Origin of the sequence: Paraburkholderia sp. CI2 (genome assembly GCF_014201055.1) — a bacterium.
GTDB lineage: Bacteria > Pseudomonadota > Gammaproteobacteria > Burkholderiales > Burkholderiaceae > Paraburkholderia > Paraburkholderia tuberum.
Genome location: NZ_JACHDL010000014.1, coordinates 88,652 through 104,309, shown reverse-complemented (window position 1 = coordinate 104,309; position 15,658 = coordinate 88,652). Strand labels below are relative to the sequence as shown.

Sequence of the window (15,658 nt, the reverse complement as noted above, 5' to 3'; positions counted from 1 at the left end):
TGCCATAACAATCAGTTGTGCGAATAGGACTGTAAGCGCTTCTGGAGATCGGTCTTTGACAAAAGACGACTGACCGGCGGTAAAAGACCGCAGGCGCCCAATGGCTCGAATGCTGCCGCAGGCGATGTCGGTTCGTGACCCTGCTTTAAAGAATGGACGAACGAAATGAACGGTTTGATGCTGCAAAAGCAGTTGCTGATTTCCTCGCTGATCGTGCATGCCGATCGCCATCATGGGGATACGGAGATCGTGTCGCGGCGGGTAGAGGGTGATATCCATCGCTACACCTTCCGCGACTGTCACCGGCGCGCGCGACAGATGGCCAATGCGCTCACGAGTCTGGGCATCAGGCCGTCCGACCGTGTCGGCACCCTCGCCTGGAACGGTTATCGCCACATGGAGCTGTACTACGGCATATCCGGCATGGGCGCAGTGATGCATACGATCAATCCGCGCCTGCACGCAGACCAGATCGCCTACATCGTCGACCATGCGGAAGATCAGGTCCTGTTCTTCGATCTGACGTTCCTGCCGCTGGTCAAGGCCATTGCCGGCCGCTGCAAGACTGTCAAGGCGTTTGTCGCGATGACCGATCGCGCGCATATGCCGCTGGATACCGGCATTGCCAACCTGCTGTGCTACGAAGATCTGCTCGAGCGCAGCTCGTCGACCTACCTGTGGCCGAATTTTGACGAGGATACCGCCTGTGCGCTGTGCTACACGTCCGGTACCACCGGCAACCCGAAGGGCGTCCTCTACTCGCATCGCTCGTCGCTGCTTCACACCTTCGCTGCCGCACTGCCGGATGCGCTGAACTGCTCGGCACGCGACGTGATCCTGCCGGTCGTGCCGATGTTCCATGTCAATGCGTGGGGCATTCCGTATGTCGCGTGCATGGTCGGGGCCAAGCTGGTTTTTCCCGGCCCCGGGTTGGACGGCCAAGCGCTCTACGAACTCGTCGAAGCCGAGCAGGTCACCTTCGCGGCTGGCGTGCCGACAGTATGGCAAGGCCTGCTGACCTGGCTCGAGCAAGGCGGCCTGAACTTCTCGACCCTGAAGCGCACCGTCATTGGCGGCGCAGCCTGCCCGCCCGCAATGCTTCACACGTTCCAGGATGGGTACGGCGTGGAGGTCCTGCACGCATGGGGCATGACCGAACTGAGTCCGCTCGGGACCATCGGCGCGTTGAAAGCAAGGCACCTCGCACTGGGTCCGGAAGACCGTTGCGCCCTGCAGTCCAAACAGGGGCGCGCGGTATTTGGCGTCGATATGAAGATCCTCGATGAGAACGGCCAGGAACTGCCATGGGACGGCGTGAGCTCGGGCGATCTGCTGGTGCGTGGCCCATGGGTGGTGCGCAACTACTTCCGCAATGAAGGTGGCAACCCGCTGCGGATCGATGCCGACGCGCATGGCTGGTTCCCGACCGGCGATATCGCGACCATCGACGCCGACGGCTTCATGCAGATCACCGATCGCAGCAAGGACGTGATCAAGTCCGGCGGCGAGTGGATCAGCTCGATCGAGATCGAGAACCTCGCAGCCGCGCATCCCGCGATAGCGAGCGCGGCCTGCATTGCGGCGAAGCATATGAAGTGGGACGAGCGGCCATTGCTTGTCGCCGTGAAACAGCCCGGTGCACAGCTGACAGCCGAAGAATTGCTGGCGTTCTTCGAAGGAAAGATCGCGAAATGGTGGACGCCGGATGCAGTCGTATTTGTCGATGCGGTGCCGCTTGGCGCTACCGGCAAGGTGCTGAAGAACCAGCTGCGCGAAGCGTTTCAGGACTATCTGTTGCCGTCTTAAGCAAGCAGGTGGCCTGGCGTGTTGAGTATTGAACGTACGTCGGTACGGGTGGATTAAAGCTATAAAACTGGAGACGCAATGAAAGTGAAATGGGCAGCGGCGGCTGCGGTGGCTGCAATGGGAAGCACGGCATACGCACAATCGTCGGTGACGCTGTACGGCGTCGTCGATTCGGGGCTGTTATATCAAAGCACCACGGCGGCCTCGTTCAGTCCGGCGGCGAAGAACCTCGGAGCGGTCTATCGCTACAAGGACGGCGGGATCTACGCGAGCATCTGGGGCATGAAGGGGACCGAGGATATCGGCGGGGGCTATCACGTGAACTTCAAGCTGCAGGGGTCGTTCGACAGCGGCACCGGCAAGTTCGGCCTGGCGGATACGCCGGGCGCGGTGGCGCAGTTCAACCAGTTCGCGACGCTCGGCGTGTCGGGACCGTTCGGTACGGTGAACTTCGGTCGCCAGATCGTGCCGATGGCCTACGCGATGGCCGATACCGACGTGCGGGCGGGCCAGTATTTCGGCAGCATCCTGACGGCATGGCTGGGCATGAACCAGGCCGCAGGCTGGTCCGGCACCAGCACCAACGGACCGATCGGCGCGCTGTACGACAGCAATGCGATCGTCTACGAGTCGCCGACATTCGCCGGCGTGTCCGCAGCGCTCGAATATGCGCCCGGCGGTGTGGCAGGCAGCTTCCAGGGCGGCACGCGCGAGTCCGCCGTGCTCAAATACTCGAACTATGGCCTCAATCTGAGAGCCGTCTACTACAACGGTCACGACACCAATCCCGGACCGACGACGGTGCCCACCGGACTCGCCAACAACCGCCTCTACTACCTCGGGGCGCTGTACACCTATCACGCCTTCTCCATTTCCGCGTCATATACCAACGGCAGGAATCCGGCGCACGCGAATCTGGTCAACCTCGACCTGTATTCGGCCGGCCTCGGCTATCAGTTTTCACCGGCATTCAAGCTCACCAGTGGCGTGTACTACCTGAAGGACAGGAACAGCTCGGCCAACAAATCGCTCGAGGTCGCCGGAGGCGCCGAATACAGTCTGTCCAAGGCCACTTTGCTCTATGGCCAGGTGGGCTGGGTGAACAACCACGGAGATATGACGCAGACGATTACGTACGGCCAGCCCGTCGCGCCTGGCCTCGGGACGACGGCGGTCATGCTCGGGATGCGCCACTACTTCTAGGGATCCTCCGTATTGGGCTCGAAATGAAGACCGCTGGCCGGTGAAGCGTGCCGGCTCGCCCCGCGGTAGCAGAACAGCGATTCCAACGGGGATCCCACAAGACTCAGGAAGACTGGAGAAAGCAATGAAGGTAATCAGGGCACTCGAACTGGCGGTCGGCGCACTGATCGTGACGACATGGATCAATGCATGGTCCCAGCCTGGCGAATCGGGCAGTGCGCCAGCGTCAACCGTGATGGCGTCGCCGGGCAGCGGCGCTTCGGCGAGTTCCAGACAGGCTGATCGCGCGCTCGGCAGGAAGGTACGCGCTGCGCTCATGAAGGACAAGGAGATCAGTGCTTCAAACATCAGTGTCCGTGCGAGAGGTGGCGCGGTGACGCTGTTTGGCACGGTGCCCGATGCAGCGCAGATCGACAGGGCGGCCGGGGTTGCCGAAACCGTGCCGGGCGTGACAACCGTGAAAAACAATCTGACACTCAAACGCGTATTCGGCCAGTAAGTGGTCCTCGTCAGTAAGTCCGGACCGCTGCCAGGCTTGCACCGAAGCGACACCGCTCTGCCTACGACATCAGTCTGCCGGCGCATCTGGTTGGCGGACGGCGCAAATGGATCGATTGCGCAGATGAGCCCGGTTTCGTCGAAGGGGTGACGGCATTCGTCGGGAGGCAAAACACCCAACGTCGACCGAGCGTGCCGCACCGTTCTTGAGCTTTAGCGAATAGACGAACCGACAGAAAAGTGCTGCTGTCGGTAACGCCCTACCTTGAACGGATCTCGGCAGCACAGAGGTCGCGCTGATGTGTGGCAATCTGCCATGTGTTTCCCCACGGATCTCTTACCATCGCTCGCCTGTCGCCGTATGGCATGTCGGTCGGAACTTCGTGTGAGATCGCATTCGCCGCAATCGCTCGCTGGTAGGTCGAATCGGCGTCCTCGACGTAGACATACAGAAATGCCGGCATCGGATCGCGAAGGCCGTCTCCGCCGCTAACCATCACGACGGAATCGCCGATCATGATTTCGGCAGGCCGCCCGTGACGGAATTCGCCCTGTGCCTGAAACACCATCTTGATGAATGTGATCAGGTTTTCCGGATCCCGTACGACGATTCGGGGCGTGACGGTATGCCATCCATCGGGCTGAAATTTAGCCATGTCGGGCAGCCTCGGAAGAGATTCGCACGGGCATTTTCCTCCGAGCGCCGGATGTCCGCAAAGGGGGGCGAACTCGGCCGAAATTTTTCGCTCGTCGCCACGGCGCAGCATCATTTCACATCGCCGAGCGCATCGAGCATCATTGACCAGACACAAACGTCCGCCGGTTGCCCGAATCGTTGCAGCCCGCGCTCTCGAGTCTCGCGATCGATTTCGCGCGGCCTGCAAGCGTCATTACTGGCCGGTTGCGCTCTTCACCGCGCATTGCCCGACGATACTCTCGCCGTCACTGAATTTGAACGTGACGGGAACCGTCGAACCGACCGTCAGCGGCTTCTTTTCCTTCTCGAACATCACGTGATAGCCGCCCGGCGCGAATGCGAGTGTCCCGTTGGCCGGGACGGTCACCTTGTCGACCATGACCATCTTCGACGTGCTCCCGGTAGTCTGCGTCTGATGCAGCATGGACATCCCGAACGCATCGGTGCTAACACCTTCGAGATCGACGGGCTTGTCACCCATGTTCATCAGCTTGAAGTAGCCGCCGGACGGCACATCGCCCGGCATCGAGCGGATCCAGCAGTCGGACACCATCATGGCGCCCGACGAAGCGGCGAAAGCGGTTAGCGAAGCAGCCGCGAGCGGCAGCGCGATAGCCAGGCGGAAGAAGGGGTGGTGCATGGCATAACCTCCTGTTCTACGTTAATGAAAATGTGACGGGTTGGCGGGACGTACGTCGCGGCACCGGGGCGCCGCTCGATCGTCATATCGGTCGCATGTCTACATGGTCGCTCCGCTATCCGCCCGTCGGCGACGTATGGCCCAGCACCGCAGCCAGCGCAAGTACGGCGAGCATGACGATCGCTTCAACAGAGAGAACGCCGTCGAAGCGGCGTTGCGCGGCAGGGTAATCCGGATCGTTCCGCTCGGCAAGCACGAGCAGATCGGGCAGAATCGCCATCCGGTTCCAGCCGCCGAGCAATGTCACGAGGACCACACATGCAAGCTTTGCGGCGAGCAACCGGCCCCAGTGTGTGCGCAACAGCGGCGCGCTGGCCTGCGCCGTGTCCTGAACGGCGTTGTAGAAACCGGTGACGAGAACAAACACGAGCGCCGCCGTCGCCAGATGAGACAGCGCCGAGCAGAACGCAGCCCTCCGGCCGGGCGGACGGCCTGGTTCGCGTTCGAGTCGGCGCAACAGGATCGCGGCGACGATGACACTGCCGGCCCAAAGCGCAGTCGCGGAAAGATGGACGACGTGAATCGCCTCACGCCACGAGAAGTCGCCGGAGTCGGCCGCATGGCTCGCGGCTGCCTTGCCCGCGACCCACAGGACGAACCCCGCAGCAAAGAGCGCTGAGCCGCGCTCTTTCTTGAGGCCACTCAACGCCGCGAGCAGCGCGCCGGCAACGCCGATCGACCACGCCTTACCGAAGTGGGACTGCGTCAGTACTGGGGCGATAGCCGAACCAGCTTCACCGAGCGGCGAACCGCTCATGATTGCGGCCTGAAGCCAGAGGTACGCCAGGGCGGTGAGAGCGAGTGCGACTGACGCGACGGTCCGCCAGACTCGCATCGTGTCTTGCCCAGGCAATCCGCTACGCGCGCCCAGGACGCCGCATGCAAGAGCGCCGGTAGCGACGGCAAACAGAATGTCCTGCATCGCGGCCAGTGCAATCTGGGCGACGACGAGCGGATCCACCGTTACTTCACCGTGAACGTGTAATGCCCCTGGGTGCGATGGCCGTCGTCGGCAACGGCGACCCACGAGACGGTATAGGCGCCCGGCACGAGGGGATTTAGCCCTACCGACATGTGCTTCCTGTTCGACGGGTCAACCGCAGCTTTGCCGCTCGTCACGGACTTGCCTCGCGAGTCGGTGACGGCGATCGAGCTGAATGCGGGCTCCAGACCATCGTCGAAGTCGATCGCCACGTCCTTCTGCGAGGTCGTGACGGTCGCACCGGCCCCCGGCGCCTCCTGGGTCGGGTAGGCGTGCGCCTGCGCGAGATTGCAGCCGGCGATCATCAGCGCGGCGATGGCCGCGCGTGCAATCGTGTGCAGTTTCATGAGAGGACTCCTTACACGTTAGAACAGCGGCTTGCCGAGTGTTTTCGGCGCGATATCGTCGAAGAAAAGATGGGCCTGTACCAGGATGCCCACATGCGAACCGCTCGCGCTGTTGATTGGTATCTGGGCTTCGACACCGAACTGGCCATAGCGGTTGATCCAGATGAACCCTGGATTGATTGTGCCAGTGGTTTGGCCCTGACTTCTCGATAGCGGAAACTCGACGATGGGAACAATGTTCGAGAGCGGCTGCGGCAAGCCGAAATCATGCACCTGCTGCTGCAGATAGGGCAGGCTGTACTGGACCGTGAAACCGTAGTCGAAAGAATTGGGCTGACCGGCCCCGGTGGTCAACGAAGGCCCAGCTTCGGCGGTAATGGCAACGGGTCGGAGATAGGCCAGTGAGTCAGGCAGATCGCCCATACCCTTGCCCACGTAGATCGTCGGCGAGATGGTCGAAAAGCTGTTCGCAATCGCGTGGCTGCCGGTTCCACCCAATTCCGCATGCACCCCGACTGAAGTCATGAATTCGTGCGGGGCGTTCACATACAGCAGATACTTCAGGCCGACTCCAAAGTTATCGAACCCGTGCGCAGTCGGATTGTTCTGCATCACGTAAGCGCCGTCGACGGACAGGGCAAGCCTTGACGTGATCAGCTTGTCGTATTCGAAGCTGAACGTATTGATGCTTTGATCGCCGTTGTCTCCAGGAACACGCAGATGCCCGTATTCGAAGTTAGCTTCATCGCCGACGCCTGGATCATCGACAGCCAACGTTGACGGAAAGACGCGGTCGCCCGCGATGGCATGGGCAGCGGCTGGCGATGAGGCGAGCAGGAGCGCAGTTGCGGCGAACGAGATCGATGCCGTGGCGAAGAAGGGTTTGCCATGGCGCAAGGTATTGGCATTCATGTTTCATCCATTGATTGAGGTCGTCATCGCGCCGCCGCGAGTCTGTGAAGAGACACGACGACGCCTGGCGATGCGTTCGTGCACGGCATCGCCACCAGGACTCAATTCAGGATGAAATGGGGGGCGCGCGCGGCTGGGCGGATGCCAGCGGTTCGACGCGACGGATGCTCTCGAACCGCGTCGCAACGCGATGCTGGATGGCCCAGACCGTGACCGCAAATTCAGGCTGGACGCTCGGCAGCACGGGCATGTGCGCAATCAGGTTGCAGTAGCCGCAAGCATGCCAGTGAGCAGCCAGCGAGTGGGAGGTGTCCTCGTTGCCCGGCGGATTGCCTGGAGTCGAATGTGCGGAGCAGAGCGAGGCTGAAGGAAGCCCAGCCTCGTTGCGGTCAGCCAGTGCCTGCGAAACCGTCGGCGCGAGCGTTGCCATCAGGATTGCCAGCAATCCCAGATAGGAGCCCAATTTCCGGCAGAAGCAGCTCAGCATAAGGCCGACGATTCGATATTGGTCTGGTGAAGGTGAATGCGGCGCATTATGCCATGTGTTACTTGCAGGCATCGACCTGTGACAGCTTGCCGTGTTGCCAGAAGTCTCAAGTCGGCCATATACGGACCTTCGGCCCCAAAGTGCAAATTGGTGACAATCGATTCGGCGCGATAGTATTCGCACAAGAAGTAAGCCTCGCGAATCCTTTGACCGGAAGCCGTTCCCAATGAACATCGCCTTTTCCGATACAACCGAGTCCGACGCCGACACGCTGGTCGCCATTCGTATCGCCGCGATGCGCGAGAGTCTGGAGCGCATCGGTCGTTTCGACCCGCAGCGTGCCCGCGAGCGCTTCCTCGCGTCATTCGACCCTGCGCGGTGTCGATTCATAGAGGTCGATGGCGTTCGGTCGGGCTTTATCCTCATCCGCCCACAGGCAGACTACTGGCTACTGGACCACCTTTACATTCTGCCGGCGCACCAAGGGAAAGGAATCGGCGCAGCCGTCTTGCGGGACGTCTTCGCGAACGCCGACGCGCAACGCATGCCAATCCGCCTCGGTGCTCTACGCGGCAGTGATTCAAACCGCTTCTACCAGCGGTACGGATTTGTACAGACTGACGAAGGAGAATGGGATATCTACTATGTGCGTCAGCCAATTGACACACAGGAAGAAAGCTAGGCTGCATTGGTATTCATAGGGCGCGGCCCATCGCTGGAGTCGGCGACAGAAGTTCGAGCGTCCAGACGCCTAACCATGTACTGCCGAGTTCGGGCAGTAGCGGTCAGTCGGCACGATCGCCCAAATTGCCGACACTTGGACCAGGACTACATGTGACTTCGAGTAGACATCGAAGAGCGGGCGTTTGTGTGATTTCGAACAGAGCAGTCATGCCATAGCACGTAGTGTCGCGCTCATGCTTGCATTCGCCGTCGGAGTCTGGGTCGGTATTGATCGGGCCGATGCGTATTTCACGCTGGCAGTCAGCGCTGTCCTCATCGTCGAGCCTGCGACACGGCCGTGTAGAGATCGTGGAACTTGTGGCCGATGGCGGCGTGCAGCCGGTTCCACGCCTGCGAAAACGTGACGGAGGTGTCCGGCTTGCGGTGCAGCAGACAAGTCGCCCGCACGAGGGGGTCCGAAACGCCGCTCGCGCGGTCCATGGCGCCGAGCTTCTGGTCCAGCACGCCAGCGAAGGCAAGCAGATTGCTACGCTGGTTCTGCAGGGCAATGCGCGTCGCACCGATGCGCGATGGATCCTCCGGTTCGCGCCGATGAAGTTCCTCGACGATGAAGTCGACATTTCTTATCGCTTCTGAGGGGCAGCGCACGCAATACATCGCGGGCCTATACATTTCCCTAAAATTTTTACGTCACAATCGTGCGTAAGAGCAAACGAGAGAAAGGGCAACGGCACCTTCGCTTTTTCTGGTTATTTATCGAGATGAAATATGCAATGATCGCCGCGGAATCAGCGGAGCAGGTCTGAACCCCGCGCGAGCAGACGTTCCGGCAACCCTGCGGCGGCCTCAAGGACCTGTTCAGCGGGGAGCTGGTCGGTTACGCGATGAGCGAGCGTATGAGCAAGCATCTGGTGATGCAGGCGGTGTTTCGGGCGGTCGCGTCGCACCGGCCGCCGGCCGGCCTGATTCACCACACAGACCGCGGCAGCCAATCTTGCGCGCATGCTTACCAGAATCTTGTCAGCCAGTTCGGCATGCAAGCCTCGATGAGCAGACGAGGAAACTGCTTTGACAACGCATCGATCGAATAATGTTGGGGCACGCTGAAGAGCGAGTTGGCCTATCGTCGGCGGTTCGCCAGTCGGCAGCAGGCGCAGCAAGAGATCACGGAATACATCGAGATTCTTTATGACCGGCAGCGGACACAAGCGCAGCTTGACTATCTGTCTCCCGCGGTTTTCACGCAGCGTTTCTACTTGAACAGGATCGCTGCTAAACCCGTTGGCGTCCACGGATTCCGACCGACCTCATTAACTCTCATGCCATGAATCCACGTCATAACGCTACTACTGCGCCGCAACTCACCCGTCCGGCGCACGCGGCATACATCGACGGTTTGCGTGCGGTCGCAGTGTTGTCGGTCATCGTTTATCACCTGTACGCGCAGTGGTTACCCGGCGGGCTTGCAGGGGTCGACATCTTTTTCGTGGTTTCCGGGTTTGTTGTCAGCGCATCCGTTGGAAACCTCGAATCGATGCAGTTTTCGCGCTTCGTGTTCTATTTCTATTCGCGTCGAGTGCAGCGGATCGTGCCAGCGCTCGTGGTGTGCCTGCTGGTGACCGGCTTGTTTTCAGCACTGTTCATTCCAAACGCGTGGCTGAGCGATACCAACAAATACACCGGCTTCTTTGCTTTCTTTGGGTTGAGCAATGTGGTGCTCGCGTTCATCGGCGATGACTATTTTTCGCCACGCGCCGAATTCAACCCGTACCTGCATACTTGGTCGCTTGGGGTAGAAGAGCAGTTTTATCTGATCTTTCCGTTGCTTTTCTTCATGTGGGTGAGCAAACGTCCGAGAAAGACGCTTTGCGTTGTTCTGTTCGCCGGCGGGCTCGCTCTGTCCGTGTTGAGCGCATGGTGGCTTTCGAGGCGAAATGAGGGGCTAAACTTTTACCTGATTCCAGGGCGTTTCTGGGAATTGGCATCCGGTATCCTGCTATACCAGTTCCTCGCGCTCGCGAAGCGCCCGCTCGGCGTGATCGACCGCAATGGGACGCTGGGTTCGATGGCGTTGCTCGTTGGTTCGCTGGTGCTGCTTGCGGCCGGTTTCAAGGTCTTGCGCCCGGAGCAGCTTCCTTTTCCGGGAGCGCTGCTGCCGGTTGCCGGCACGCTTGGCGTACTGTACGCGCTGCACGGAAGAGCGCCGCGGGATTGGCTGCACAGGCTGCTCATTTCACCAGCGGTGACTTTCGTCGGCAAGATCTCATATTCGCTTTATCTCTGGCACTGGTCTGTGATCGTGCTGCTGCGGTGGACGACGGGGATCGATGCGCCTGTCTGGCGCGTGCTTGCGGCCGTACTGAGCTTCGCGCTGGCAACAGCGTCCTGGTACTATGTCGAGAATCCCGTGCGGCGCTCGGCGGTCCTGAAAGGCATGCGGCGTCCCGCTCTCGTAGGTGCGGGCTTAGCTACGTTGACGTGCGGAGCGCTGTTGTGGGTCGGCATTCAGGCAGCCCAACTGAAACTGAATCTGTCGCTGAGCGTGGTGTCACAACGTGCCGACGACTGGTATCCGAGCCGCCCCCTTGAGCCCAGCAATGACGGATGTCTGGACACGTGGAATAGGACGAAGCTCAACGGGGGGCCCGTATGGACATATTCACGTGCGGGATGTTCGCTTCCGGCGACCTATCGCGGGCGCCTGTACGTGATCGGCGATTCGCACGCGATGGCCTACAACAGGATGTTGCGCGAATTCGCCCGGGATACTGGCGTGAAGGTCTTCGCGTACAACAATGGAGGCTGTCCGTTCATGGCTTTCCTGCCGCGCAAACACGATGAGGTGGCGAGCTGTGCGCCGGGGACGGATGCGGCAATCGCTCAAATCGAGGCGCAGGTCAGGCCCGGTGACGTGGTCTTCCTGCCTTCGCTGCGGCTGCCACGTTTCTCCGACGAGTGGGCCCGCTTCGACGACTCGAGTGCCTGGGGCTACATGTTTGGTCCAGAGGCCGTGCAAAGCCGGGTAGACGGCGTGCGAGAGGCCATTCCAATCTTGCAGAAACTGGCAGCCAAAGGGGCGAAGGTCATCCTGGAGGGGCCGACACCCGAGTTTCGGAGCCAGCCGTTCCGATGTTCGGACTGGTTCAATCGCGACAATCCCATCTGTTCCGGCGGCGACCGCATCGCCCGTGCGGATCTGGAAGCCTTGCGGGCGCCGGTGCTCGAATCCTATGCGCACATCGTGCAGGCGGTCCCCGAAGTTAGCGTATGGGACCCGTTGCTACCACTGTGCCCAGATTCGGTCTGCTCAACGCACACCGCCGACGGCCGGCCGCTCGTCTTCGATGGCGATCACCTCAGCGGCTATGCGAACAGGCTTCTGTTGCCAAGCTTTAAGCAGCTCGTCAGCAAGCTTATGGAAGCGGGGTCCGCGAGCTGATGCGGGGAAGAGTTCCGGCGATGGCTGGCGAGGTAGTTGGTCCGAAGATCGGGTACCGGCTGTGCGAGCTTGGGTACTGTCAGGTTGACGGAGGGGCGACGAATATAATGGGGCATGCAGAAAGGTTCCCTCTCCGTTCTGCCGTCGGCCGATGCACCGGTTTCGTTCAAGGGCTATGGAGTGCCGTTACAACCTATAGGGACTCTCCCTTTTTAGCAAGGTCGGTTCGTGGTTCATGTGTCTGTTGCCAGGTTCCCCGCCATGGCGGGCATTGGGCATCCGATTCGCAGCCCGCGTTGTGCAGTGATTTATACCGGCAACGCCCTTGGCAAGTGGAGCCGAGGCTGCGGCGAACCGGTTCAACTTCACCGGTTGCAGGGTATTTCTGGAAAGCGAAAATCCGGCCAGCGTGAGCGTCCGTTTCGGATCAAGATAACAGGCCGTTGCGGGTCGCGTGCTGCCGATCGCAGCTCGTGCGAAGTTCAGGCAGCGTATGCTCATTGCATGAGACTGCAACCGGCCACTTTGAGCCATTCGACATAACGATGTAGATCGTCGACAAAGCTTGTCTTCGCCACCAAAGGTCAGGTGATTGCCGAGCACGACGGGCGCATTAAGCGCAGTCACGACCCTGGCGAAACCACTTACGACTGGCGTCACTGCCTGGCAGTTCTGCAGCGCAAACCTGGAGCGCTTCGCAATGGCGCACCCTTCGCCGCGTTTCCAGCCAGTTCCGCAAGTTGCAGGTGTTTTTGAAGTGTCCCGGCGGGGACCGCGAGATGGTCGAGATTCTGGCGCTGGTCCTGCTGAACGACAAACAGATGGTGCTCGCAGCCGTCGAGTCGGCGTTCGGAGCCGGCGCCCCAAACAAGCAAACGGCGCTGAACATCCTGAGCCGGCTGATCGACAGCCCGCCTGTGCCGCCGCTGCAGACGCCGCAGGCCTTCCAAACTGAAGGTTGAGCCTCGGCCAACGCGTGCCGCTACGGCCGTTTGAGGGGCCGGAAGGACACCTCACGCCGATTGATGAATGCAAGGTCGCTTCGAAGGCACCAAATTTTCCGACGTCGCCCATTTTCGGTTACTTGAAAAGGCTCTTCAGGTTTCCGCAAAGCAAGTCAAGCTGCTGTGAATGCCGCGACTTCGCTTGTCAAGGCGTCGATCGCGCTGCGTATGCGTTGGGGCAGATGGGGCGTTGCCGGCCAGATCAAAGAGATGTTCGACACGATGGCGCCTGCGGCTGGGAGCACTTCCACGAGTTCACCGGCCCGAAGCCGGTCACGTACTAGCCAGTGCGCCAGCCAGGCCAAGCCAAAACCCGCTGCAACAGCATCAGAGATTGCTTCGATATCGTTGAGGTTAAGCTTTGCCGGCGGTGTGACGTAACAGGGCGAACCGCCCGTCCGTAGAAACGACCACGACTGAACCCGCCCACGCCGACCATAAGCGATCGCTTGATGAGCCGCAAGATCGGCGAGCGTTTCCGGTGTGCCATTTTCCTCGAGGTAGCGAGGTGACGCGCACACCAGCATGCGTTCTGTAGCAATCTCGCGGGTGATCAGGCCGGCGCTTTGTCCTGGAGGTCCATTGCGCACGCAGAGATCGAATCCGTCGTCGACAAGATCGACCAGCCGGTCGCTGAAATGCATATCCAGTTCGAGTTTCGGATGCGCCGCGGAGAGTCGCAAGAGGATCGGCGCGACACATCGGCGGCCGAACAGCACGGGCATCGACACACGCAATCTGCCGCGAATCTCGGTACGACCGGAGTCCATGAGATCCTGCCCGGCACGTAACTCGACGAGCGCGCGCTGGCAATACTCGTAAAACGATTGACCGTCTTCAGTGAGACTTTGCGCACGGGTGGTCCGATGAAAGAGCCGCCCGCCGACGCGCTCTTCAAGGCGCGAGACCGCCTTCCCCACAGCGGAGCGTGACAGATTCAGCCGACGCGCGGCATCGGAAAAACTGCCGGCTTCCACCACGGCGACAAAAGCGGGAATGTCATTGAATTCCTCGGTCACGATCATCCTCTTTGTATCGTTTGGAGCGCCAATATCGAGAAAATATATCCGCACTGTAGACTAAAAATCGACGATACGATAAGTGATCGACTCAGATCAGCGAGTTCAAACGTCACTTTGGAGAATTGACATGATCGATCGCCGGCATTTTCTGGGAGTCACGCTCGGCTCCTTTCTCGTTGCCAGGATGGCCGAGTCCAAGCCGGTCCCTGCATCAACACGGTTAAGCGAACTCGGCCCGGAGAATCAGACGCTCGTCGAGCGCACGGGTCTTTGGGACGTGACCGAGACGGTGTGGAGTTCGCCGTCGGCACCGCCTGAGACAACGACCGGACTGGTCGCCGAGCGTCGCTTGATTGGCTCGATGCTGCAGGAGTTCCTATATCCCGCCAACGATCGCGCGGCGATCCTGCGGATTGATTATCTCAGTTTCAATCGGGTTGAAGGCCGGTGGGATTATGTATCGATGGACACTCGCGCCGCAGTCGGCATCATGCCGGCATGGAGCTTCGCGCGAGGCGATGCGGACAATATCACCCTCACGTTCGAGCCATTCGCCTTGCCTGGCAACGGCGAAGCAGTCTCTGGCCAGATGTTGCGAATGGACGAGGTCATCAGCCATCAGGGACTTGACCGGGACAGGAAAGACCAGCATTTCATCATGGCGGACGGAACCGGGATGGCATGGCTCGCGCATCAGTATTCGTACACGCGTCGGGAGCGGCAATAGGTTGCTCGCCGGGTGGTCGGGTTCCGCCGATCGCCGACAGGCAGGGGGCGGCCATGAAGAGACAGCCGCATTCTTGCGCGAACGGCCGGAGTGTTCGCCGTTGCGGCCGTTGGGCCGCCGCGAATCTCGTAGACCGTGGATGTTGGCCTTCGAGAAATCCGACTGATCACAGCGGCCCCGTTTCCGCCACTCGCAAACCCCCGTCGTTCCGCTGTGCAGCGCATGAACTGAACGCCGACGGCGGTTCGATCCAGCGCTAGTCGGCGTCACGCGGGGTTCGCGTCTCGACGCGTCACGCTGGCCTCTGGGCGACGACAAGTACCACGGCGAAATTCATAGCGACGCCCTACAAGCTTCTCTTGTATGTGGCCTATCCCGCATTCAATCACTGTGACGGCGAGACAAAATATGCGAGATACAGCGAGTGAGGTATTGCAATGAGTGACTCTCCTATCGGAACAGTTGCAGCATACCTAAGCGCCATAGCCGCAAGCGTCTCGGCCGTTTTCGCATTTGTCTCGGCAAAAACCGCCGCGAAGAAATCCAAAGCAGAGCTTGCGCACAACATGGAAGAACTCCGGCAAGCCAACGACCGGCATCGAGAGGCCCTTGAACAATCCGCCAAGCTTCATTCCACAGAACTCCAGCAAGCAAACGACCGACATAAACAGGCCCTTGAGGTAAGCCACAGAGACATGATGCTAAGCCTTGAGCAATCCGCTACGCTTCATGGGAAAGAGATGAACCTGGGGCACTACATAAACATCACACAGCGAGTATTCGATCTCGGTCACCTGTTCATCGATCATCCGCACCTTCGCAAGTATTTCTACGACAACGCAGTCGTGGATTCTAGCGAGGATATAGAGAAAATTACTTCTTTCACGGAATATATACTCGATTTCTTTTCTTCAATACAAGAGCACGAACGTCTTCTGGGCGATGGAACTCCGTCATGGAAAGAGTGGAATGAATATATTTCGGACTTTTTTGGTCGAAGCCCGTTCCTGTGTGTTTATTTTGCGGAGCGTGCTTCATGGTACGAACCGGGTCTCTTTGAAATATTTAGACCTGTAGGTAGATCCCAGGAAGAATTAATAAAAAAGCAACGTTCCGCGCTTCCTCGGAAGTCGGAGCATCTATGATGGGA

At 59.9% G+C, this 15,658-nt stretch carries 15 protein-coding genes and 2 pseudogenes; 9 read left to right on the top strand and 8 right to left on the bottom strand.

The window, feature by feature from the left end; translation table 11 throughout:
• Window positions 1–165: 165 nt before the first annotated feature.
• The 3 genes from HDG32_RS20025 (at window position 166) to HDG32_RS20015 (ending at window position 3,508) form a co-directional block, all read left to right on the top strand.
• Window positions 166–1,806 (top strand): 3-(methylthio)propionyl-CoA ligase, encoded by a 1,641-nt coding sequence (locus tag HDG32_RS20025; RefSeq protein ID WP_184070101.1) that lies wholly within the window; start codon window positions 166–168, stop codon window positions 1,804–1,806.
• 78 nt (window positions 1,807–1,884) lie between these two features.
• Window positions 1,885–3,009, top strand: a complete 1,125-nt coding sequence (locus HDG32_RS20020; protein WP_184070099.1) for a porin — start codon at window positions 1,885–1,887, stop codon at window positions 3,007–3,009.
• Between the two features lie 124 nt (window positions 3,010–3,133).
• Window positions 3,134–3,508 carry a BON domain-containing protein gene (locus HDG32_RS20015; protein ID WP_184070097.1) on the top strand — a complete coding sequence of 125 codons (375 nt, stop codon included), beginning with the start codon at window positions 3,134–3,136 and terminating at the stop codon, window positions 3,506–3,508.
• Window positions 3,509–3,767: 259 nt separating this feature from the next.
• Here HDG32_RS20015 and HDG32_RS20010 read toward each other — a convergent pair whose 3' ends face one another.
• The 6 genes from HDG32_RS20010 to HDG32_RS19985 all read right to left on the bottom strand — a co-directional run bounded on the left by HDG32_RS20010 (window position 3,768) and on the right by HDG32_RS19985 (window position 7,632).
• On the bottom strand, window positions 3,768–4,277 hold the full coding sequence (locus tag HDG32_RS20010; RefSeq protein WP_260336533.1) for a VOC family protein: 510 nt from the start codon (window positions 4,275–4,277) through the stop codon (window positions 3,768–3,770).
• A 120-nt stretch (window positions 4,278–4,397) separates the two neighbouring features.
• Complete coding sequence (locus tag HDG32_RS20005; RefSeq protein WP_244145121.1) at window positions 4,398–4,844, bottom strand: copper chaperone PCu(A)C; 447 nt, start codon at window positions 4,842–4,844, stop codon at window positions 4,398–4,400.
• A gap of 115 nt (window positions 4,845–4,959) precedes the next feature.
• Complete coding sequence (locus HDG32_RS20000; RefSeq protein WP_184070095.1) at window positions 4,960–5,865, bottom strand: CopD family protein; 906 nt, start codon at window positions 5,863–5,865, stop codon at window positions 4,960–4,962.
• Between the two features lie 2 nt (window positions 5,866–5,867).
• The gene (locus HDG32_RS19995; protein ID WP_184062103.1) at window positions 5,868–6,233 is read right to left on the bottom strand and encodes a copper resistance protein CopC; all 366 of its coding nucleotides are present in this window, start codon (window positions 6,231–6,233) and stop codon (window positions 5,868–5,870) included.
• A gap of 18 nt (window positions 6,234–6,251) precedes the next feature.
• Window positions 6,252–7,145 carry a hypothetical protein gene (locus tag HDG32_RS19990; protein WP_184070093.1) on the bottom strand — a complete coding sequence of 298 codons (894 nt, stop codon included), beginning with the start codon at window positions 7,143–7,145 and terminating at the stop codon, window positions 6,252–6,254.
• Between the two features lie 106 nt (window positions 7,146–7,251).
• On the bottom strand, window positions 7,252–7,632 hold the full coding sequence (locus tag HDG32_RS19985; RefSeq protein WP_184070091.1) for a DUF2946 domain-containing protein: 381 nt from the start codon (window positions 7,630–7,632) through the stop codon (window positions 7,252–7,254).
• Window positions 7,633–7,858: 226 nt separating this feature from the next.
• Between HDG32_RS19985 and HDG32_RS19980 the strand changes: the two genes are divergently transcribed.
• Window positions 7,859–8,314, top strand: coding sequence for a GNAT family N-acetyltransferase (locus HDG32_RS19980; protein WP_184070089.1), 456 nt, complete (start codon window positions 7,859–7,861; stop codon window positions 8,312–8,314).
• A gap of 314 nt (window positions 8,315–8,628) precedes the next feature.
• Here the strand turns inward: HDG32_RS19980 and HDG32_RS19975 are convergent, their stop codons facing one another.
• Entirely contained in the window at window positions 8,629–8,973 is a 345-nt protein-coding gene (locus tag HDG32_RS19975) for a hypothetical protein (protein ID WP_184070087.1), read from the bottom strand.
• 185 nt (window positions 8,974–9,158) lie between these two features.
• Here HDG32_RS19975 and HDG32_RS19970 point away from each other — a divergent pair.
• The 3 genes and pseudogenes from HDG32_RS19970 to HDG32_RS19960 all read left to right on the top strand — a co-directional run.
• A pseudogene (locus HDG32_RS19970) lies at window positions 9,159–9,644 on the top strand (DDE-type integrase/transposase/recombinase); the annotation flags it as partial.
• The gene (locus HDG32_RS19965) at window positions 9,641–11,755 is read left to right on the top strand and encodes an acyltransferase family protein (RefSeq protein WP_184070067.1); all 2,115 of its coding nucleotides are present in this window, start codon (window positions 9,641–9,643) and stop codon (window positions 11,753–11,755) included. The pseudogene HDG32_RS19970 and the gene HDG32_RS19965, both read left to right, overlap by 4 nt.
• 561 nt (window positions 11,756–12,316) lie before the next feature.
• Window positions 12,317–12,705 (top strand): annotated as a pseudogene (locus tag HDG32_RS19960) (IS21 family transposase); the annotation flags it as partial.
• 167 nt (window positions 12,706–12,872) lie between these two features.
• Here the strand turns inward: HDG32_RS19960 and HDG32_RS19955 are convergent.
• On the bottom strand, window positions 12,873–13,784 hold the full coding sequence (locus HDG32_RS19955) for a LysR family transcriptional regulator (protein ID WP_184070065.1): 912 nt from the start codon (window positions 13,782–13,784) through the stop codon (window positions 12,873–12,875).
• A gap of 124 nt (window positions 13,785–13,908) precedes the next feature.
• Here HDG32_RS19955 and HDG32_RS19950 point away from each other — a divergent pair, with 124 nt between their 5' ends.
• Entirely contained in the window at window positions 13,909–14,508 is a 600-nt protein-coding gene (locus HDG32_RS19950) for a hypothetical protein (RefSeq protein ID WP_184070063.1), read from the top strand.
• Between the two features lie 437 nt (window positions 14,509–14,945).
• The gene (locus HDG32_RS19945) at window positions 14,946–15,653 is read left to right on the top strand and encodes a hypothetical protein (protein WP_184070061.1); all 708 of its coding nucleotides are present in this window, start codon (window positions 14,946–14,948) and stop codon (window positions 15,651–15,653) included.
• Window positions 15,654–15,658: the final 5 nt, after the last annotated feature.